This is a genomic window from Pseudomonas sp. BGI-2 (assembly GCF_004310295.1).
Classification (GTDB): Bacteria; Pseudomonadota; Gammaproteobacteria; order Pseudomonadales; family Pseudomonadaceae; genus Aquipseudomonas.
In genome coordinates this window covers 42559-62310 of the sequence record NZ_SISB01000021.1, presented here as the reverse complement: position 1 = coordinate 62310, position 19752 = coordinate 42559, and the positions used below count along the sequence as shown (strand labels likewise).

21 protein-coding genes are annotated in these 19752 nt (G+C 58.0%); 6 read left to right on the top strand and 15 right to left on the bottom strand.

From position 1 onward, the window contains the following. Nucleotides 1–166: 166 nt before the first annotated feature. From EYC95_RS15745 to EYC95_RS15735, 3 genes are all read right to left on the bottom strand, one after another. A complete protein-coding gene (locus EYC95_RS15745) occupies nt 167–1069 on the bottom strand; it encodes an acyltransferase (RefSeq protein ID WP_131061187.1) in 903 nt (300 codons plus the stop codon). Next, the gene (pta, locus tag EYC95_RS15740; protein WP_131061186.1) at nt 1070–3169 is read right to left on the bottom strand and encodes a phosphate acetyltransferase; all 2100 of its coding nucleotides are present in this window, start codon (nt 3167–3169) and stop codon (nt 1070–1072) included. It abuts the gene before it with no gap. A gap of 61 nt (nt 3170–3230) precedes the next feature. Further along, nucleotides 3231–3569: a DUF3565 domain-containing protein gene (locus EYC95_RS15735; protein ID WP_131061185.1), complete on the bottom strand. Its 339-nt coding sequence runs from the start codon at nt 3567–3569 to the stop codon at nt 3231–3233. On the opposite strand from EYC95_RS15735, the gene EYC95_RS15730 reads away from it, so the two are divergent. The 3 genes from EYC95_RS15730 (at nt 3538) to EYC95_RS15720 (ending at nt 5970) form a co-directional block, all read left to right on the top strand. Then, nucleotides 3538–4023 (top strand): peptidylprolyl isomerase, encoded by a 486-nt coding sequence (locus EYC95_RS15730; protein WP_045061434.1) that lies wholly within the window; start codon nt 3538–3540, stop codon nt 4021–4023. The two genes, EYC95_RS15735 and EYC95_RS15730, sit on opposite strands and share 32 nt — an antisense overlap. 123 nt (nt 4024–4146) lie before the next feature. Beyond that, nucleotides 4147–4629: a glutathione peroxidase gene (locus EYC95_RS15725; protein ID WP_131061184.1), complete on the top strand. Its 483-nt coding sequence runs from the start codon at nt 4147–4149 to the stop codon at nt 4627–4629. Between the two features lie 237 nt (nt 4630–4866). Next, on the top strand, nt 4867–5970 hold the full coding sequence (locus EYC95_RS15720) for an NADH:flavin oxidoreductase (protein ID WP_131061183.1): 1104 nt from the start codon (nt 4867–4869) through the stop codon (nt 5968–5970). Nucleotides 5971–6082: 112 nt separating this feature from the next. Here the strand turns inward: EYC95_RS15720 and EYC95_RS15715 are convergent, their stop codons facing one another. Beyond that, a complete protein-coding gene (locus tag EYC95_RS15715) occupies nt 6083–7282 on the bottom strand; it encodes a glycosyltransferase family 1 protein (protein ID WP_131061182.1) in 1200 nt (399 codons plus the stop codon). A gap of 40 nt (nt 7283–7322) precedes the next feature. Next, nucleotides 7323–8075 carry a sulfate transporter CysZ gene (gene cysZ, locus EYC95_RS15710; RefSeq protein WP_131061181.1) on the bottom strand — a complete coding sequence of 251 codons (753 nt, stop codon included), beginning with the start codon at nt 8073–8075 and terminating at the stop codon, nt 7323–7325. Nucleotides 8076–8391: 316 nt separating this feature from the next. Between cysZ and trxB the strand changes: the two genes are divergently transcribed. Both trxB and EYC95_RS15695 read left to right on the top strand, forming a co-directional pair. Then, on the top strand, nt 8392–9354 hold the full coding sequence (gene trxB / locus EYC95_RS15700; RefSeq protein ID WP_131061180.1) for a thioredoxin-disulfide reductase: 963 nt from the start codon (nt 8392–8394) through the stop codon (nt 9352–9354). 364 nt (nt 9355–9718) lie between these two features. Further along, nucleotides 9719–10291 (top strand): DUF2214 family protein, encoded by a 573-nt coding sequence (locus EYC95_RS15695; protein ID WP_131061179.1) that lies wholly within the window; start codon nt 9719–9721, stop codon nt 10289–10291. Between the two features lie 176 nt (nt 10292–10467). On the opposite strand, the gene EYC95_RS15690 is transcribed toward EYC95_RS15695, so the two are convergent. The 8 genes from EYC95_RS15690 to EYC95_RS15655 all read right to left on the bottom strand — a co-directional run bounded on the left by EYC95_RS15690 (nt 10468) and on the right by EYC95_RS15655 (nt 17427). Next, nucleotides 10468–11718 carry an aspartate aminotransferase family protein gene (locus EYC95_RS15690; RefSeq protein WP_131061178.1) on the bottom strand — a complete coding sequence of 417 codons (1251 nt, stop codon included), beginning with the start codon at nt 11716–11718 and terminating at the stop codon, nt 10468–10470. Between the two features lie 123 nt (nt 11719–11841). Next, nucleotides 11842–12180 carry a HopJ type III effector protein gene (locus tag EYC95_RS15685; protein WP_131061177.1) on the bottom strand — a complete coding sequence of 113 codons (339 nt, stop codon included), beginning with the start codon at nt 12178–12180 and terminating at the stop codon, nt 11842–11844. Nucleotides 12181–12560: 380 nt separating this feature from the next. Continuing rightward, nucleotides 12561–14060, bottom strand: coding sequence for an MFS transporter (locus tag EYC95_RS15680; protein ID WP_131061176.1), 1500 nt, complete (start codon nt 14058–14060; stop codon nt 12561–12563). Between the two features lie 580 nt (nt 14061–14640). Further along, nucleotides 14641–14937, bottom strand: a complete 297-nt coding sequence (locus EYC95_RS15675) for a DUF1244 domain-containing protein (protein ID WP_131061175.1) — start codon at nt 14935–14937, stop codon at nt 14641–14643. A 68-nt stretch (nt 14938–15005) separates the two neighbouring features. Then, entirely contained in the window at nt 15006–15377 is a 372-nt protein-coding gene (folX, locus tag EYC95_RS15670; RefSeq protein WP_007970304.1) for a dihydroneopterin triphosphate 2'-epimerase, read from the bottom strand. Between the two features lie 2 nt (nt 15378–15379). Further along, nucleotides 15380–15955, bottom strand: a complete 576-nt coding sequence (gene folE, locus EYC95_RS15665; RefSeq protein ID WP_131061174.1) for a GTP cyclohydrolase I FolE — start codon at nt 15953–15955, stop codon at nt 15380–15382. 22 nt (nt 15956–15977) lie between these two features. Further along, a complete protein-coding gene (gene folM / locus EYC95_RS15660) occupies nt 15978–16688 on the bottom strand; it encodes a dihydromonapterin reductase (protein WP_131061173.1) in 711 nt (236 codons plus the stop codon). Between the two features lie 169 nt (nt 16689–16857). Beyond that, nucleotides 16858–17427, bottom strand: coding sequence for an antibiotic biosynthesis monooxygenase (locus EYC95_RS15655; RefSeq protein ID WP_131061172.1), 570 nt, complete (start codon nt 17425–17427; stop codon nt 16858–16860). A gap of 212 nt (nt 17428–17639) precedes the next feature. On the opposite strand from EYC95_RS15655, the gene EYC95_RS15650 reads away from it, so the two are divergent. Continuing rightward, a complete protein-coding gene (locus tag EYC95_RS15650) occupies nt 17640–18599 on the top strand; it encodes a MerR family transcriptional regulator (RefSeq protein ID WP_256656962.1) in 960 nt (319 codons plus the stop codon). A gap of 2 nt (nt 18600–18601) precedes the next feature. On the opposite strand, the gene EYC95_RS15645 is transcribed toward EYC95_RS15650, so the two are convergent. Both EYC95_RS15645 and EYC95_RS15640 read right to left on the bottom strand, forming a co-directional pair. Continuing rightward, nucleotides 18602–19207, bottom strand: coding sequence for a hypothetical protein (locus tag EYC95_RS15645; protein ID WP_131061170.1), 606 nt, complete (start codon nt 19205–19207; stop codon nt 18602–18604). A gap of 54 nt (nt 19208–19261) precedes the next feature. Beyond that, nucleotides 19262–19741 (bottom strand): PAS domain-containing protein, encoded by a 480-nt coding sequence (locus EYC95_RS15640; RefSeq protein ID WP_131061169.1) that lies wholly within the window; start codon nt 19739–19741, stop codon nt 19262–19264. Nucleotides 19742–19752: the final 11 nt, after the last annotated feature.

Genomic DNA, 19752 nt, shown 5'->3' with positions numbered 1-19752 from the left:
AATAAAAAACCCGCCGATGAGTGATCATCGGCGGGTTTTTTGTGTCCGGGAAAATGCCTTCGCGGGCAAGCCTCGCTCCTACGGATTTGCGTCGTGCCACATGCCGCGATCCCCCCATCCTGTAGGAGCGAGGCTTGCCCGCGAAGAGGCCGGAACAGGCACCTGACTACTTGGACGGATACTCCCGATGCATCTGCGCAAGCAGCGCATCCTTGTCTTCCCACAACTGATTGATCCAGCCCTGAAACTGCAATCGATACTCCCCATCCTGGTCGTAGTTCTTGCCAATGAACAGCGGCGGAATCTTCAGCTCCTGAAAATGCACCACCACATCCGCAACGTTCCCACAGAGCAAATCCCAATACCCAGGACGCCCGGCCGGGTAGTGAATGGTCACGTTGACGATCGACTCAAGCTGTTCACCCATCGCATCCAGCACAAACGCAATGCCGCCGGCCTTGGGCTTGAGCAGGTACTTGAACGGTGATTTCTGCTGGGCATGCTTGCCTTCAGTGAAGCGCGTACCTTCGACAAAATTGAAAATCCCCACCGGGTTATTGCGGAACTTGTCGCACGTCTTGCGGGTGGTTTCCAGGTCCTTGCCTTTCTTCTCTGGGTGCTTTTCCAGGTAGGCCTTGGAGTAGCGCTTCATGAATGGAAAGCCGAGTGCCCACCAGGCCAGGCCAATCACCGGCACCCAGATCAGTTCCTGTTTGAGGAAGAACTTCAGCGGCTGGATGCGCCGGTTGAGCACGTACTGCAACACCATGATGTCGACCCAGCTCTGGTGGTTGCTGGTGATCAGGTAGGAGTGCTGATAATCCAGCCCTTGCAGACCGCTGAGGTGCCAGCGGGTGCGGCAGACCAGGTTCATCCAGGCCTTGTTGTTGCTGATCCAGGCTTCATGGGTATGGCTCATCAGCCAAAGCGTGAAACGCTGGGTGAGGGCAAAGGGCAACACCTTGAAAATCGCCACGCAGAACAGAAACGAGCACAGCGCAATGGTATTCAGTGCCAAAAGCAGCGAGGCAATTACGCCGCGCACGGGTGCAGGTAGAAAAGCCAGCATTTAAAGATCCATAGGTCGGTTGGCAGCTTGAATCGCGGTCAACGCGATGGTGTACACGATGTCATCGACTTGCGCGCCACGCGGCAGGTCGTTCACCGGTTTGCGCAGGCCTTGCAGCATCGGCCCGAGGCTGACGCAATCGGCACTGCGCTGCACGGCTTTGTGCGTGGTGTTGCCGGTGTTCAGGTCCGGGAAGACGAACACCGTGGCGCGACCGGCCACCTGGCTGTTCGGCGCCAGTTGCCTGGCCACGGTTTCGTTGGCGGCGGCATCGTACTGCAACGGGCCGTCGATCAGCAGCGAGTTCTGCTGTTCGTGGGCGAGCAGCGTTGCTTCGCGAACCTTCTCGACTTCTTCGCCGCTGGCCGATTCTCCGCTGGAATAACTGATCATCGCCACGCGCGGGATGATGCCGAATGCGGCAGCCGAGTCGGCGCTTTGCAGGGCGATCTCGGCCAATTCGCTGGCGCTCGGGTGCGGGTTCATCACGCAGTCGCCGTAAACCAGCACTTCTTCAGGAAACAGCATGAAGAACACCGACGACACCAGGGTGCAGCCCGGCGCCGTTTTAATCAGCTGCAAGGCCGGGCGGATGGTGTTGGCGGTGGAGTGGATGACCCCGGACACTAGGCCGTCGACCTCATCCAGCGCCAGCATCATGGTGCCGATCACCACGGTGTCCTCCAGTTGCTGCTCGGCCATGGGTGCGTTGAGGCTTTTGCTTTTGCGCAGCGCAACCATCGGTTCGACGTAGCGCTCGCGAATCAGGTCCGGGTCGAGAATCTCCAGCCCCGGCGGCAACTCGATGCCTTGGGCGCGGGCGACGGCTTCGACGTCCTCCGGCTTCGCCAGCAACACACAACGGGCGATACCGCGTGCCTGACAGATCGCTGCGGCTTGCACCGTCAGCGGCTCGCTGCCTTCGGGCAGAACGATGCGCTTGTTGGCGGCCTGGGCACGCTGAATCAATTGATAGCGGAACACCGCTGGCGACAAGCGCATTTCCCGTGGCGTACCGCAGCGCTGGTGCAGCCAGTTCGCGTCCAGATGGCTGGCAACGAAATCGGTGATGATCTCCGCGCGCTCGCGGTCGTCGATCGGTATTTCCTTGTTCAGCCCGTTCAACTGGTTGGCAGTGTCATAGGAGCCAGTGCTCACCGACAACACCGGCAGGCCAGCCTGCAACGCGCCACGGCACAGGTCCATGATGCGTGGGTCGGGCAGGGTGTCGCTGGTCAGCAACAGGCCGGCCAGGGGCACGCCGTTCATGGCGGCGAGGCTGACGGCGAGGATGATGTCGTCGCGATCGCCAGGCGTCACCACCAGCACGCCGGGCTTGAGCAGCTCCACGGTGTTGCGCATGGTGCGGGCGCAGATGATGATTTTGGTCATGCGCCGGGTTTCGTAATCGCCGGCATTGAGAATTTGCGCGCCCATCAGATCGGCGACATCGCGGGTGCGCGGGGCGTTCAGTTCCGGCTGGAAAGGAATGCAGCCAAGCAAACGGAAATCACCGCTGCGCAGCAACGGCGAGTGCTCTTTCAGTCGCGAAGCGAAGGCCTCCATGCTTTCTTCGGTCTTGACCTTGTTGAGGATCACGCCGAGGACTTTCGGGTCTTTCGGACCGCCAAACAATTGCGCCTGCAATTCCACCCGTCCAGACAGTTCGGTCAGCACTTCGTTTTCCGGCGCCGAGACTAGGATCACTTCGGCATCGAGGCTCTTGGCCAAATGCAGATTGACCCGTGCGGCGTAACTGGCGCTGCGGGTCGGGACCATGCCTTCGACGATCAGCACGTCCTTGCCGACGGCGGCTTGCTGATAAAGGGTGATGATTTCTTCGAGCAGCTCATCCAGCTGACCGTCGCCGAGCATGCGCTCGACGTGAGCCAGGCCGAGTGGCTGAGGCGGTTTCAAGCCGTGAGTGCGCGCCACCAGTTCGGTGGAGCGCTCCGGGCCGGTGTCACCTGGATGCGGCTGGGCAATCGGTTTGAAAAAGCCGACTTTGAGGCCGGCTCGCTCAAGGGTGCGTACCAGCCCGAGGCTGATGGAGGTCAGACCCACACCAAAATCGGTGGGCGCGATAAAAAAAGTTTGCATGCGGATTCTCTAAGGGAGCATGGCAGTGGTGATCATCTATATCTGACTGATCTACCGAAATTCAGTCGCCAAGGTTATCGCTAACCGAGCCTTGTGCGCACCAACCGCAATCAAAGGGCTGGCCTATTTTTTCAATGCGTTGCGCGGGGTCCAGGACCCAGGCGCGCGATTGCCAGGGCGGCTGGTGGCGCAGGTGCTGGGTGTGACCGCAGGAAAGCTCGGCCACCCAGTGCCCGTCCTCATCCTGATGGAAACCGGTGACCGTCGAGCCTTTCGCCGCGATCCGTCTGTCCGGGTTGTGTTCGCTTTCGGACGATTGCTTCGCTAAACTTGGCCTTTCTTCATTCTTATGCAAAAGGTCTCGCCCCATGCTGATCGCCGCCAATAAGGCTGTCTCCATCGACTATACCCTGACCAACGACGCTGGTGAGGTCATCGACAGTTCCGCCGGCGGCGCGCCGCTGGTCTACCTGCAAGGCGCAGGTAACATCATCCCGGGCCTGGAAAAGGCACTGGAAGGCAAAGCAGTCGGCGACGAGCTGACCGTAGCCGTTGAGCCTGAAGATGCTTACGGCGAATACGCTGCCGAACTGGTCAGCACCCTGAGCCGCAGCATGTTCGAAGGCGTCGACGAACTGGAAGTGGGCATGCAGTTCCACGCATCCGCTCCAGACGGCCAGATGCAGATCGTCACCATTCGCGATCTGGACGGCGACGATGTCACCGTCGACGGCAACCACCCGTTGGCCGGTCAGCGCCTGAATTTCCAGGTCAAGATCATCGACATCCGTGACGCCAGCCAGGAAGAAGTCGCTCATGGTCACGTCCATGGCGAAGGTGGCCATCACCACTGATTTTCTGCGCTAAGCTCAGAGAACTGGAGAGGCGCCCGAGGGGCGCCTTTTTAGTCCGCGGCTGTCCCTGGCGACATCGCCAAGTGGCTGTTTCGAGTAGAAAACGGGAATCTGGAGTTCGTCATGAGTGCTTTTCACGACCTTAAATTGACAGCCCTGGATGGACAGGAGCTACCGCTGGCGCCCTTTAAAGGGAACGTCGTGCTGGTGGTCAACGTCGCCTCCAAATGTGGCTTGACCCCACAATACGCGGCACTGGAAAACCTTTACCAGAAATACAAAGGCCAGGGTTTCAGTGTGCTGGGCTTGCCGTGCAACCAGTTTGCCGGGCAGGAACCGGGCACCGAGCAAGAGATCCAGGATTTCTGCCGCCTTAATTATGGCGTGACCTTTCCGTTGTCCAGCAAGCTGGAAGTCAACGGTCACGATCGTCATCAGTTGTACCGTCTGCTGGCGGGCGAGGGCGCGGAGTTTCCGGGGGACATTACCTGGAACTTCGAGAAATTCCTGCTCGGCAAAGACGGGCGTGTGTTGGCGCGGTTTTCGCCGCGTACGCCGCCGGATGATCCGACGGTCATCCATGCGATTGAAAAAGCGCTGAGCTGATTTCCCCTTCTGTAGGAGCGAGCGGTGCGGCGATCCGACTTGCCCGCGAAGACGTCGATCAGTCGAGATCATCGCTGACTGGCATGACGCATTCGCGAGCAAGCTTCGCTCCTACGATACATCTGCTTTTAATCCTTAATCACCCAGATCAATAGTGCTGTGCATCGTCTTCGACTGCGCATATTATCGTCGTCATAAAAGTTGTGTCCCGTCGATATCGTTTTCGTGGAGCGTCCCATGCCAGTCAAAGCCCTGTTCAAACCGTTCCACCTCGGCACCCTCGAACTGCCGACCCGCGTCGTCATGGCGCCGATGACCCGCTCGTTTTCGCCGGGCGGCGTTCCTAATTCCAAAGTGATCGAGTACTACCGCCGCCGCGCCGCCGCAGGCGTCGGCCTGATCATCACCGAAGGCACCACCGTCGGGCACAAGGCCTCCAATGGCTACCCGAACGTGCCACATTTCTACGGTGAAGCAGCGCTGGCCGGCTGGAAGAAAGTGGTCGACGCGGTCCACGCCGAAGGCGGCAAGATCGTTCCTCAGCTGTGGCATGTGGGCAGCGTGCGCCGTATCGGCACAGAGCCGGACGCCAGCGTGCCGGGTTACGGTCCGTCGGAGAAATTGAAGGACGGTCAGGTCGTGGTTCACGGCATGACCCAACAAGATATTCAGGACGTCATCGCCGCATTCGCCCAAGCCGCCAAAGACGCCCAAAGCATCGGCATGGACGGCGTGGAAATCCACGGTGCCCACGGCTACCTCGTGGACCAGTTCTTCTGGGAAGGCAGCAACCAGCGCACCGACGAATACGGTGGCGACCTGGCCAACCGTTCGCGTTTCGCCATTGAACTGATCCAGGCGGTGCGTGCAGCGGTCGGTGAAGGCTTCCCGATTATTTTTCGTTTCTCCCAATGGAAGCAGCAGGATTACACCGCGCGTCTGGTGCAAACAGCCGAAGCGTTGGGCGAATTCCTCAAACCGTTGTCCGACGCCGGCGTGGATATTTTCCACTGCTCGACGCGCCGTTTCTGGGAGCCTGAGTTCGACGGTTCCGAGCTGAACCTGGCAGGCTGGGCCCGCAAGCTCACTGGCAAGCCAACCATCACCGTGGGCAGCGTTGGCCTGGACGGCGAGTTCCTGCAGTTCATGGTCAACACTGACAAGATCGCGCAGCCGGCCAGTCTGGAAAAACTGCTGGAGCGGTTGAACAACGATGAGTTCGATCTGGTGGCGGTAGGGCGTGCGCTGCTGGTCGATCCGGACTGGGCGCAGAAAGTGCGTGACGGTCGCGAGGAAGACATCCTGCCGTTCAGCCGAGAGGCGTTGATGACGCTGGTTTAAGCGGCGACTGGAATGGACTCTTCGCGGGCAAGTCGGATCGCCGCACCGCTCGCTCCTACAGGATTGTGTTTCGGCGCAGAACCTGTAGGAGCGAGGCTTGCCCGCGAAGCTTTTAAGGCAACAACGCTGCATCTGGCAGGGCTTGTTCCTGCGAACAAGCCCCCCGCAACTGCCCCTCAAACTGCTCGATAATCGCCGCCCAGCCCTGCCGACTCGCATGCTGGCGCGCATTGAGCCGCACGCACCGCAAGGTTTCGCGCTCCTCCAGCAACCACGTTGCCGCATCGCAGAACGCCTCTTCATCCCCTGGCATCGCCAGCACGCCGTTGTAGCCATGGCGAATATGCTGAGCCGCTGCCGCCTGATCGTAGGCAACCACACCCAGTCCCGAAGCCAATGCCTCAAGCACAACGTTGCCAAACGTTTCGGTCAAACTCGGAAACAGAAACACATCCGCCGACGCATAGTGGCTGGCCAAAACCTCGCCGCGTTGTGCGCCACAGAAAATCGCTTCGGGAAGCTGCTGTTCCAAGGCCCCCCGCTGCGGGCCGTCGCCAACCACAATCAGCTTCATGTTGCGCTGGGGATAAGTGGCTTTCAGCGCGTCGAAGCAGCGCTTGAGCAAGCCAAGATTTTTCTCCTGCGCCAGACGTCCTACGTGGATGACCGCGATGTCCTTCTCACCCAGGCCCCACTGTTCGCGTAGCGATTGCAGGCGTTTGACCGGGTGGAACAATTGGCTGTCGACCCCTCGGGACAACAACGCAAGACGTTCGAAATGACGCCGCTCCAGTTCCAGTCGCTGGCTGATGCTGGGCACCAGCGTCAACGTAGAACGATTGTGAAACCAGCGCAGGTAGTGAGTCAGCAAGCGCGACAGCAATCCGAGCCCGTACTGATTGGAATACTGCTGGAAATTGGTATGGAAGCCGCTGACCACCGAAATCCCCAAACGCCGTGCCGCCCGCAATGCCGACAATCCCAGCGGGCCTTCCGTGGCAATGTAGAGCACGTCCGGGCGATTGCGTTTCCAGCGCCGCAGCAGCTTGTGCATCGACGACTGACCCCATTGCAAACCGGGATAGCCCGGCAGCGGCCAGCCGCGACACAGCAACAACTCATCGTCACTGCCCAACTGCTGATCGCAGCCCTGACGTGGTCGCACCAGTTCAACCTGATGCCCGCGAGCGCGCAATCCATCGCACAAGCGGCCGAGGGTATTGGCCACGCCGTTGATTTCCGGTGGGAAGGTTTCGGTGATCAGAGTGATATGCAGAGCTGTCGTCATGACCCCAGTGTCGGCTGAGGCCATGTCGTCATTGTGGCGTTTCGATGATGGATTTGTGACGGTGTCAGCGTTGGGTCACCAAATTCTCCGCGCCACGCTCACGCACCCAGAACAGGGTCGCACCCGCCACAGCCGCCGGCATCATCAGGATGTTGACCACCGGAATCAGCAGCACCAGATAAACACTCCCGCCAAAACTCATGCTCTGCCAGCGCTTCTCGCGCAGCCAGGCGAGCATTTCGTTCCAGCCCAGTTTGTGGTTGTCCGCCGGGTAGTCGATGTACTGGATTGCCATCATCCACACGCCGAACAGCAGCCACAGCGGCGCAGCAATGATGTTCACCACGGGGATGAACGAGAGAATGAACAACCCGATCGCCCGCGGCAGGAAATAGCCGAGTTTGCGCATTTCCCGAGACAAGGTGCGGGGGATCATGGCAATCAGTTCACCCCAGCTGAACGCCGGAAAGTCATCGGTGCCGCGCACCACCACTTCGACCTTCTCCGCCAGGAAGCCGTTGAACGGCGCGGCGATGACGTTGGCGAGCATGGTGAAGGTGAAAAACACCATGAGCACCACCAGCACGACAAAAATCGGCCAGAGGACGTAACTGAGAAAACTCAACCAGTCGGGCAGGGACGGCATCAGCGTATCGACCCACAGGCTGAATTGATGGCTGGCCAGGTAGATCAATCCGACGAACAGCACGAGGTTGATCGCCAAGGGCAACAACACGAACAAACGCAGGCTGGGGCTCAGGACCAGCTTGAGGCCTTCGCGCAGGTATTGCGGGCCGGACAGAACAGGGGCGGGCATAACGTGCTCCGAGCAGAGGGAAAACGCGCCGACCTTACCGGCTTTGCCTGACAGGCGAAAGCGCGGTCGAAGCATCGACATCTACTGTAACAAAGGCGTCTCTATATTCAGCGTGACGGGATAGAGACCACCTATGAGCTGGATTGTTAAACCGTATTTCCTTAATCTTCCCCCCCTCGATACGCTGCACCCAATCTTTTTTACAGGACTGTCGAGTTCAAGCCTTCCCCAAGTGCTTTCAACGGTCCTTTTTTATTCCCGCCGGCAACCCGGCGTTCCGCGCCAGGTGTTCCGGGCCGGTCAACAGGAGCAGGTCATGTCTGAAGTCCGTCATTCGCGAGTGATTATTCTCGGTTCCGGCCCTGCCGGTTACAGCGCCGCGGTCTATGCCGCCCGTGCCAACCTCAAGCCGCTGCTGATCACCGGCATGCAGGCTGGTGGTCAACTGACCACCACCACCGAAGTCGACAACTGGCCGGGCGACGTCCACGGCCTGACCGGCCCGGCGTTGATGGAGCGCATGAAAGAGCACGCCGAGCGCTTTGAAACCGAGATCGTTTTCGATCACATCAATGCCGTGGACTTCGCTGCCAAGCCGTACACCCTGACCGGCGACAGCGCGACTTACACCTGCGACGCCCTGATCATCGCCACCGGCGCCAGCGCGCGTTACCTGGGCCTGCCGTCGGAAGAAGCGTTCATGGGCAAAGGCGTTTCGGCCTGCGCAACCTGCGACGGTTTCTTCTATCGCAACAAGCCAGTGGCTGTGGTGGGTGGCGGCAACACCGCTGTCGAAGAAGCCCTGTACCTGGCCAACATCGCCAGCACCGTGACCCTGATCCACCGTCGCGAAACGTTCCGCGCCGAGAAGATCCTGATCGACAAGCTGAATGCCCGGGTTGCAGAAGGCAAGATCGTCTTGAAGCTGAACTCGACTCTGGACGAAGTCCTGGGCGACAACATGGGCGTGACCGGTGCCCGCCTGAAGAACAACGACGGCAGCTTCGACGAGCTGACAGTCGACGGCGTGTTCATTGCTATCGGCCACACCCCGAACACCTCGTTGTTCGAAGGTCAGCTGACGTTGAAAGACGGTTACCTGGTGGTCCAGGGCGGCCGTGACGGCAATGCCACTGCCACCAGTCTCGAAGGCATCTTTGCTGCCGGTGACGTGGCTGACCACGTTTACCGTCAGGCCATCACCTCGGCCGGCGCTGGCTGCATGGCCGCACTGGACGCCGAGCGTTACCTTGACGACCTGCAGAACGCTTCGTTCTGATTGCGTTGCAATGAAAATACCGGCCTCGGCTATTCCCCCACCTAGGAATACATAGTTAGGGTCTTTCCAGACTGTAACTACACAAATACCCCTCTATGAGGGGTATTTTTTTGACACTGCTAATCTGAAAGCCTTTTGTGGCATAGACCTGCATTCGAACAACAGTGTTGTGGTGGTTGCCGACCGGCTACATCATCCGCCACAGGAATGACCGGCTCTATGTGTGATGACAGTTGTATCGCGGTCGGTGCCAGCACCTATGAATGAATGCTCATGTTGAAAATGCAATTGCAAATTTGTATCATTCGCTTTCAATTCAGCGAAGCAGGGAACGCAGCGCCAAAACAATAATAAGGTCAAGGCAATGCTCAAAATGCTTCTCGTATACGGTCATCTGCTCGCTACGTGTATTGCCCTGGGGAGGGTGTTGCAAGCGGATCACAAGCTTTGGAGTTGGCGCAAGGAAATACTGGACCAGGCGAGGCTTGAGTACCTTGATGAAACTCAGAAGATCGTCAGCCTCGCACTGCTGGCCCTGTGGGCAAGCGGACTGTTACTGGTGCTTCAGGGTTACCTCGATGAAGGCGATGCGTATCTGCTCAATCAGAAACTCTGGGCCAAGGTGACTGTCGTCGTGCTGCTTAGTCTGAACGGTGCATTATTGCATCGAGTCGGCTTCCCGCTGCTGCAAAAGGCTCCATTCGTCGCACTGCGCAGTGCAGGCCGCGCGCGGCTTGCCTTGTTGGGTGCGCTTTCCATGAGTGGTTGGCTATTCGCCGCTTTCCTGGGGGTGGCTCGAGCCTGGAATCACGTGTTGCCTTACCTACATGTAATGGGCGCATTCGCCGCATTCTCGTTACTGGCTTGTTGCGTGGCACTGGCAGTCGCCGGTAGGGCGGGCAGTGTCGGTGCGCAAAAATCCTCGGTACCGGGGTAGCTATCAATAACGTGCAGCGGTCAGGCTGTCCGGGGCATTGCTACATGACTGCCTGAGGCTTATAGGTGGTAGTGATCTCGCTTGGTAAAGGGGGTATTTGGCCAGTATTGCGACGCAAAATCGGGGACTACAAGCGAACATAATTCGCTATGTCAGTCCCTGATCGTAGTTTGCTCTCAGGAAAGCTTCGCCAGGCACGCCTCAAGGATATCCAGCCCTTCTTCCAGCACTACCGCCTCGGTGGTCAACGGCGCCAACAGCCGGATGATGTGGCGCGCCTTGCCGCTGGGCATCACCAGCAAACCTGCGTCTCGTGCCAACGCCAGCAGCTGGGTCAACTGCGCCGATGCCGGTGTGCCGTCGGCATTGATCAACTCGATGCCCCGCATTGCACCCACGCCGGTCAAACGGCCCAGATACGGCGACAGCTTGCTGGTACGCCATGATTCGTAGCGGCTGACAATCGCTTCTTCCTGTTGTGAGCCCCAGGCTTGCAGCTGCGCGTCAGTCATTTCGTCCAGGGTTGCCAGCGCCGCGGCGCAGGCGATGGGATTGCCTGAATAGGTGCCGCCCAGCCCGCCCTTTGGCAAGGTGTCGAGCAGCGACTTACGCCCGACAACCGCACCCAGCGGCACGCCGCCGGCAATGCTTTTGCCCAGCAGGATCAGGTCCGGCTCAATGCCCAGTCGCGAGAACGCAAAGCGCTGGCCGGTGCGACCGAAGCCGGACTGGATTTCGTCGGCGATCAACACAATGCCCTTCTCATCGCAGAAGCGTCGCAGCGCTTGGGCGAACTCCACATCCATCGCCAGGAAGCCAGCTTCACCTTGCACCGGTTCGACGATAAAGCAGGCCACATCTTCAACGTCGATCTCGACACTGAACAGTCGATCCATGGCCTTCAAGGCTTCGGCGCAGGTCACGCCGTTGTCCTTGCTCGGGTACGGCAAATGAAACACCGGCCCCGGCAGCACGCCGACTTTCTGTTTGTAAGGCGCGACTTTGCCATTGAGATTGAGTGTGGCGAGGGTGCGGCCGTGGAAGGCGCCATCGAAAGCGATGACCGCGGTGCGACCGGTGGCGCCACGCACGATCTTCAGGGCGTTTTCCGCTGCTTCCGCGCCGCTGTTGGTGAGCATGCCGCTGACCGGGTAGTCCACTGGCATGAACGCCGTCAGGCGATCCATCAGTTCGAGGTAGGGCACATGCGGGGCGGCGTTGAACGCGTAGTGAGTCAGCCGGGTGGCTTGTTCACGAATGGCTTCGACGATGCGCGGATGGCAATGGCCGAGGTTCAGCACGCCGATGCCGCCGACAAAGTCGATATAGCGTTTGCCATCGGTGTCCCAGACCTCGGCGTTTTTGCCGTGGCTGAGTGTGACGGGGTGCACGATGTTGATCGACCGGCTGATGGTTTCGCTGCTCATGGATACCTGACTCAGAAGAAGGGATGCTTCTTTTTATCTAAGCCGTGAGCAGCGTTGCCCGGCAAACGAAATAAAGTCGCCGGGTCAATCTTAAAAGTCGGGATGTGTTGGGTGGGCGTGGAATCAGCGACGAGTCAGCGGCTGCTGAGTGAAATTCACACCGGCCAAACCATGCGCAATCAACGCGCGGATATTGCCGTGATCGCTGCCTTCAGGCGTGGCCACCACCGAGCGGTAATGCTCGCCGAACGCCAACAACGTTTCTTCATCGCTCAAGCCTTCCAGCAGCGCCAGACCCAGAGTCTTGCACGAGCCTTCGTTCTGCCCGGCTGCGTTTTCCACGCCGCCGTTGTTGAAGGCTTGGGGCTGATATTCGTAGCCGGTGGCGATGAAGGCCAAGGTGTCGGCAAAAACGTGTTCGCCGCTCTTGAGGCGGGTGCGCAGGGTGTTCAAATCACTCATTGAATATGGCTCCTTATTAACTGTTAAATGCGATATTCGCAAACGTTTTCAGTTACTTACATATAGTAATTTTTTTTACTTTTTTTGAGGTCATTTCGAACCACACCTAAGCTGGATAATTGCACTCCACTTGACCACCCGTTTGCATTCGACCTGACCATTTATTGGCGGAGGTCAATTCGTACAGCCCCCGCCCTCACGGCCTAACTTGCCACGCTGAAAAAAGCCCAAGTAACATTCGGTCGTGACCGACTCCGGCCTAAAAAACTTCATGTCTTGAGGGCTCTGGTTTCTGCCCTGCGGGCAGAGATTGAGTGGTTGAACTTGCTGCCATGGAAGCCGACCTCACATCTGAATGAACGCCAATACGGTTCACGCATTCATAGTTCTACCGGAAGGCTTGCGTTGGCAGATCTGCGGTGCGCCAGTATACCGATGCCAATCGCCAATGCCGTCACGAGGGCTGCCCCCAATGTGAAGCTGACGATAGCTCCGCGATCAAAGGCTATTCGCGCTGCTGCCGTCATGCGTGCTGCGGCATCGGGCGAAAGTGAACTGGCAGCAATCAACGCCTGGTCGATACTGTCCCATGCCAATACCGGGACGGTCATATCCGATGGAGGTGCAAAGGAGGCGGTATAGACCGCAGCCATCAGGCTGCCCAATACGGCCACACCAAGCGTTGCTCCCAGTTCAAATGATACCTCCTGGATGGAGCCAGCCATACCCGCGCGATCCACTGGCACGCTGATCATAATTGCGCTAGAGGCAGCTGACATGGTTCCGCCCGCTCCAAAACCAAATAGAGCCAGCGCGGCAGCCTGCCAGATGAGAGAGACGTCACCCGACAAGGTAAACAGACCAAGCCCAATTCCAGTCACTCCGAGCATAACTGCGAGCATGCGTTCCACCCCTACCTGCATAAGTACGGAGCCTATAGCGGGGCCCGACAGGAACGCGGCGACGGCGATTGGCAGTAGGTACAGCCCCGCCTGTAAAGGCGTATAGCCGTGTGAAAGCTGCAGTTGCTGGGTAATTACGAAATCGGTGCCCATAATAGCCAGGCTGCTGAACAGCGCTGCCATAATGCCTGCAGCGAAGCGCGGGTTGCGAAACAGCGAAAAGTCCAACATTGGTGAGGGAAGACTCTTCTGTCGCCGCAGAAACAACCATGTGAACAACCCGCCGAGAACAATTGCCGCGAGGGTATGTATGGTATCGCCGTCGGGCCTGATAGCCTCCTTCAGCCCATAGATGAGTCCCACCAAGGCGAGCGTAATAAGGACGGAGGTCCAAAAATCCCAATGGCGCGTGGCATTTCCCCCATGGCTGGGAACATAACGGAGGGTCAGGGCCAGTGTGACCAGCACGACAGGCACATTGATCAGGAAAACTGCTCCCCACCAAAAATACTCCAACAACGCCCCTCCAATCAGCGGGCCGATGGCCACAGCGCAGGAAGCGGTGGCTCCCCATATGCCAAGTGCGATAGCGCTCTCGCGCTCCTCCTTGAAGGTCAGCCGCAGAAGAGCAATAGTGGCGGGCAGCATCATTGCCGCTCCCACGGCAAGCAGCATACGGGCAGTGATGAGTAATTCGGCACTTGGCGCGAAGGCGGCGGCCAGTGAGGCGATCCCGAACCCGACCAGCCCCCACATGAAGACGCGGCGATGGCCAATGCGATCGCCCAGTGCACCAAAGCCGGGCAACAGCCCCGCCACGACCAGGGAATAGGTATTTACGATCCACAACTTTTGAGAACTGGTCGCGCCGAGGTCATAGACAATACCCGGCAGGGCCGTGTGCAGTACAGTTACGTCAATGCTGACTAAGAACAGTGCGCTAGAGACAATTACGAGAACGATCCATCGAGAGGTCATTAAACACCAAGCATCTATTAAAAATTTTTAAGTATTCAGGATCAAATATTTTAAAATTAAATGAATTAAAATTTCGCCTACTATACTGGGCGGATGTAGGAGCTGAGTGCAACAATGTTATTGAATTGTAAACGTCTGAACGTAAGCCAGTGGTCAAATACTTGCTTATAGCCATTTGAATTGAGGGAGGGGCAGGTGGAAGAGCCTACAGAATCAGAATGAGCTAAGGATGAGTTACATGACAGTCTGTTCCTTATTTAAGGGGAGTAACAGTTTTGATTACCTTTTTCACGGGAAATGAGAGAGGGGGCGTATAGGGATATACGGTGTAAGATCACGCGGTACGATTTTATCGAAACTCTCCATCGTGTCCCAAAGTAGAATCGGAAAGCCGGTGTACGAACGCCCGGCAATCACCAAATCTTCGGTCGCCCAAACAAGCTCCATCAGCCAGCCCCCACCCTGATGAATCGAAGATTCTTATCGAAAGGACTCAGAGTCAGAGGCTTAAACCATAGCGTCTGAAGCTATTTAACTCCTTGTTTGTAAACCTAGCCTGTTGCTAACACTTAGCAAGCGCCTAATCATTGGGTTTTCCTTTGGCGAACGCCGCTTGTTGTTCGGCGTTGGCTTCTTGCTGGTATTGGGCTTTCCACTCGGCGTACGGCATGCCGTAAACCACTTCGCGGGCGTCATCGAGGCTGACCTCGATCTGGCGTTCGTCGGCGGCGGCCTTGTACCACTTGGACAGGCAGTTGCGGCAGAAACCGGAGAGGTTCATCAGGTCGATGTTCTGCACATCCTTGCGGCTGTCCAAGTGGGCGACCAGCCGGCGAAAGGCGGCGGCTTCAAGTTCCAGGCGTTGTTGATCGTTCATGGCGGGCTCTGTGCAATCCAATCGTGGCGCGGATGATAAAAGTCTGACGGACAATGCGCCAGACGCGGTCAGCGGCTCGCGGCCAGGGTAATCGACACCGACTCGGCGAATCGCAGGGCGTGCGGCTTGTCGACTTCAACCTCGGCGTACAGCACCGACGCGTTGGCCATGACCAGATCGAGAATTTCCTGGGTCAGGCGTTCGAGCAACGCGAAACGATTGCCCTCCACGTGAGCGATGATCGCCTTGGTGATGGTTCGGTAATTCAGCGCGTGATCGATGTCGTTGTCACGCACCGCTTCCTGAGCGGCATACAGGATGGTCAGGTTGATCAGCACATCCTGCTTGTTGAGGATTTCATCCTCGTTGATCCCGATGAAGGTCCGCAGGCACAGGTCTTTGACCCGGATGCGTGCCATTCCTGGTTGAAGTTGTGGCATTGCTACTTGCTCCGTCCAATCAATTGCAGGAACTCCTGGCGGGTGTTGCTCGACTCGCGGAAGGCGCCGAGCATCACCGAAGTGTTCATGGTCGAATTCTGTTTCTCGACGCCGCGCATCATCATGCACATATGCTTGGCTTCGATGACCACCGCGACACCGGCCGCGTCGGTCACCTGTTGCACCGCCTCGGCGATTTGCCGGGTGAGGTTTTCCTGAATTTGCAGGCGACGGGCGAACATGTCCACCAGCCGCGCGATCTTCGACAGGCCCAGCACCTTGCCCGTGGGAATATAAGCCACATGGGCCTTGCCAATGAAGGGCAGCAGGTGATGTTCGCACAATGAATAGAGCTCGATGTCGGCGACGATGATCATCTCGTCGGTGTCTGACGCAAACAGTGCGCCGTTGACGATCTCTTCGACACTCTGGTCGTAGCCATGGCAGAGGTACTGCATGGCCTTGGCCGCGCGAACAGGGGTGTCTTGCAGTCCTTCGCGGTCGGGGTTTTCACCGAGGCCAATGAGGATCTCGCGATAGCTCTGGGGCAGAGAATTCTGGGGCAGGGATAACGTCATGGAACATCCTCGCGGGGGCCGCTTATTTGATGTGCCGTCCGCCGTTGACGGTCAGGGTCGTGCCGGTGACATAAGGGTTGTCGAGCAAATAACGCAGGCTCTGGTAGATCACTTCGCTGCCGGGTTCGATGCCCAGCGCGGATTTGGCCAGGGCTTTGGCGCGGTACGCGGCGTCGTCGTAGGGATTGAACATTAGCAGGGCTGGCGCGATACCGTTCACCTTGATTGTCGGCGCGTATTTCGCGGCAAAGGACAGGGTGAGGCTGTCGAGCCCGGCTTTGCTGGCGCAGTAGCCTATGTGCCTGCTGCTGCCCTTGCGGGTCACGTCATCGCTGATGTGCACGATGTCAGCGGGGCTTGAGCGTTCGAGCAAGTCGGCGCAGTGCAGGTTGATCAGGTACGGCGCCAGCATGTGCACGCTGAACATGCGGGTGAAGGCCTCGGCGTCGGTGTCGGGTGTTTCGGCCAGCCATTCGGAGGCGTTATGGACAATGGCGCGCAGGCTATCGGTGTGGGTTTTGAGTTCGGTGATGAACGCGAGGATTCCTGCTTCAGTGGAGAAGTCCGCAAACACCGCGATGGCGCCCAAGTCGCGCAATGTCTGCACGCCGGGACGATCGCTGCGGTAGCTGAAGATCACCGGATGGCCGTCTTCGAGCAAACGCTGTGCACAGTGCAGGCCGACACGCTGGCCGGCACCGGTGATGAGGATCGGAGCTGCAGAAGAGGTCATGAACGGCTCGCGTCGTGGTAAGAGCAAAACTATACCAGCGACGGGTCGTGAGGTGGCTATTGTAGGAGCGAGCGATGCGGCGATCCGACTTGCCCGCGAAGAACGATAACTCGATCTGTCTGTTGAACCGAGTTGTCTTCTTCGCGGGCAAGCCTCGCTCCTATAAGGATCAGTGATTTTGGGGGGTGGGCTCGGCGGGCAACGGACGTGCTGGCGCGCTGTTCAGCCAGCCGGCAAGCATGCGGGTCGACAGCGGAATGAAGAAGTAGACCATCAACGGAGTCAGGCACAGAGTGCTGATGAACACGCGAGGCAGCAGGCTCATTTCGCCGAGCAACGGCCCCAATACTAAGTTGAACAGCAAGGAAACCGGAAAGAACGCCAGCCAGATCGCCACGGCCTGTTTCCAGCGGGGTGGACGCTGGCCGGCAGCGCCGAACCAGCCTTCGATCCCGCTGACGCGATGTTCCGTTTTATGCGCAAACAGATCGCTGCCGCGGGCCAGCCATGCGGTACGCGAAGCCGAATGCTCCCAGGCGTGCATGGTTTGCTCGTCGGCAAATCGGAAAATAATCTGGAATTCGTTATCTGCGGGCGGCGGAGCGAGCACACCTGAGCCGAGATAACCGGGAAAGTCGGTGGCCAGTTGTTCGCCTTCGCGCAACCAGACCATCAGGTCCTGATAACGCCCATCGGCGACGCGTCGTGAAACCATCAGCGTGACGGGTGAGGTAGACATTGTGTATCTCCGTATGACAGACGCGTTACTCCGGGTGGGAGTTTCGCCAGGCGCAACGCCGGGATGATGGGCTGCGCCTTGAGACAAGCAAGGATTATTCCTGATTATGATAAATACACCAGCGGCATTCGTCGTTTATCAATGCCTTGAATAGTCATGGGGCATGAGGAGTAGAATGGGATCCAATTTCGCACATGGATGTCGACCGCCTCATGCCTTTCCTGACTGAAAGTGCCCCTGCCTCACAGACGGATCCTTCCATTGCGCAAGAAGATCTGTTCCCTATCCGTGAGGTTGCCCGCCTGACGGGTATCAACCCCGTCACGTTGCGGGCGTGGGAGCGGCGGTATGGCCTGATCCAGCCCACACGCACCGAAAGCGGGCATCGGCTGTACTCGATGGCCGACATCGAAAAGGTTCGCAGCATTCTCGGCTGGATCGACCGCGGCGTCGCGGTCAGCAAGGTCGGCAAGATACTGGCCAAGACCGAACCCCTCAAAGCACTGGCAAAGATTATTCCCGACGAACTCGTTCAGGTCGACTACGCCCAGTGGCAGCAGCAGGTTCAGATGGCGGTGACGGCGTTTGACGAGGTGCAACTGGAGCAAGTCTATGGACAGATTTTTTCCAGTTACCCCCTGACCGCGGTGTTCCAGGACATCCTGTTGCCAATCTGGAAGCTGATGCTGCAGCGCCATGAGGCGTTCGGTCAGACCAGCGAATGGCTATTTCTGGATGGTTTTCTGCGTTCTCGCGTACTGCAACGCATGCTGCTGGTGCGCGTCATGCAACCACGACGCGTGATTGTCTGCGCCTTGGCCGATCAGGCTCATGAGCTGGAAGTGCTGGTCACGGCGCTGTACCTGAGCAGTGTCGATTCGGCGATTCAGTTGCTGGCTATCGGTCAGCCATTCGATGAGCTGACCCTGGTTTGCGAGCGGATCAAGCCCACGGCGCTGGTGCTGGTGTCCAATCACGCGCCAGCCGTTGAGTTGCCTCGACGTTTGAATCGCCTGGCCCTGAGCCTGGATTGTCAGTTGTTGCTGGCCGGTGATGCGTCGGACCTGGCACAGGACAGCCTGGCCGGAACGTCGATCGGGTGCCTGGGAAATGAGGGAATGGTGATGCGTCAGCGCCTGAAACAGTTCCTGGCAGGAAACCTGGATACCTGAATTCAGTTGTGCAGTGCGGGATGTGTCAGACGATGCTGCTGAAGGATGTACTGGCGCAGACGCTCGGTCTCGTCCTTGTCGGTCTGGCTCAATTCGTAGGCGTAGAAACCTTGTTCGGTTTCACGCTCAAAAGTGCCGCGCAGCGCAATCCGCTCATAGCCTGACGGACTGAACCACAACGCGAAATGCTTGGGCGGTTTGGTCTTGTTGCGGACTTCCAGCAAAACCCCTTTGAACGATATTTCGTGCACCCACATCGTGCCGGGTTGACCTTTGGCATTTTCCAGCGCCACCGGCTCTTCAACTGTCAGGCGCCATGGCCGTACCATCGGCCCGTCTTCATAAATACTCGGCACGCCCAGGCGCAAATGCAGCGCATGAAATTCGTCTTCCACCAGGTGCAGCGGAAAGGTCATTTGCTGGTTTTCGAAGTTGGCCTGAATGGTCACTTGCTCATGTGCCGCCAGGCGTGTGAGCAGATCACGGATTTGCGATCCACCATTGACGAGCAGACTCGACGTCGCATCCCGCACATTGAGTTGCGGGTTGTGTTGCATGGTCTGGATAAAATCCAGTTCATCCTGTGTCAGGAGTGCGTCGCGTTGCATGGCTAACTCGAAAGAAAAAGTTACAAAGTCATCGGTGATTGTAGTTAATGACAATTAATTCGCTGTTTTGTTTTGGCCGTTCGTCGTTTTCAACGCATCAAGCTCGGCTTGCATCTCAGCCAACTGCGCTTCCAGTTGCGCAACGCGCTGCAGTGCCTTGACTTGAACCGTTACGTCTTTCTGTACGCCAACAAAATAAGTCTGTCCGTCAGCCGGATTTTTCACTGTAGAAAGGGACAGCTCATTCCAGAACGGCGTGCCGTCCTTGCGGTAATTTCTCAGGATTTCCCGGCAGGAGCCGCCACTGCTCAACGACTCGCGAATCGCTTTGAGGGCCTTTTCTTGATCCCGGTCACCGGACTGCAGGAAACGGCAATCCTGGTAGAGGATTTCTTCGCTGGTGTAACCCGTCAGACGCTCGAACGCCGGATTCACGTAAATCAGGATGTTGTCCTGCTCGCCTTCCTTTTCGGCAATCACGATGCCGTCGTTGGAAGCGTTTATCACCATTTGCAACAGTTGAGCGTTGATCATCGGAGAATCCT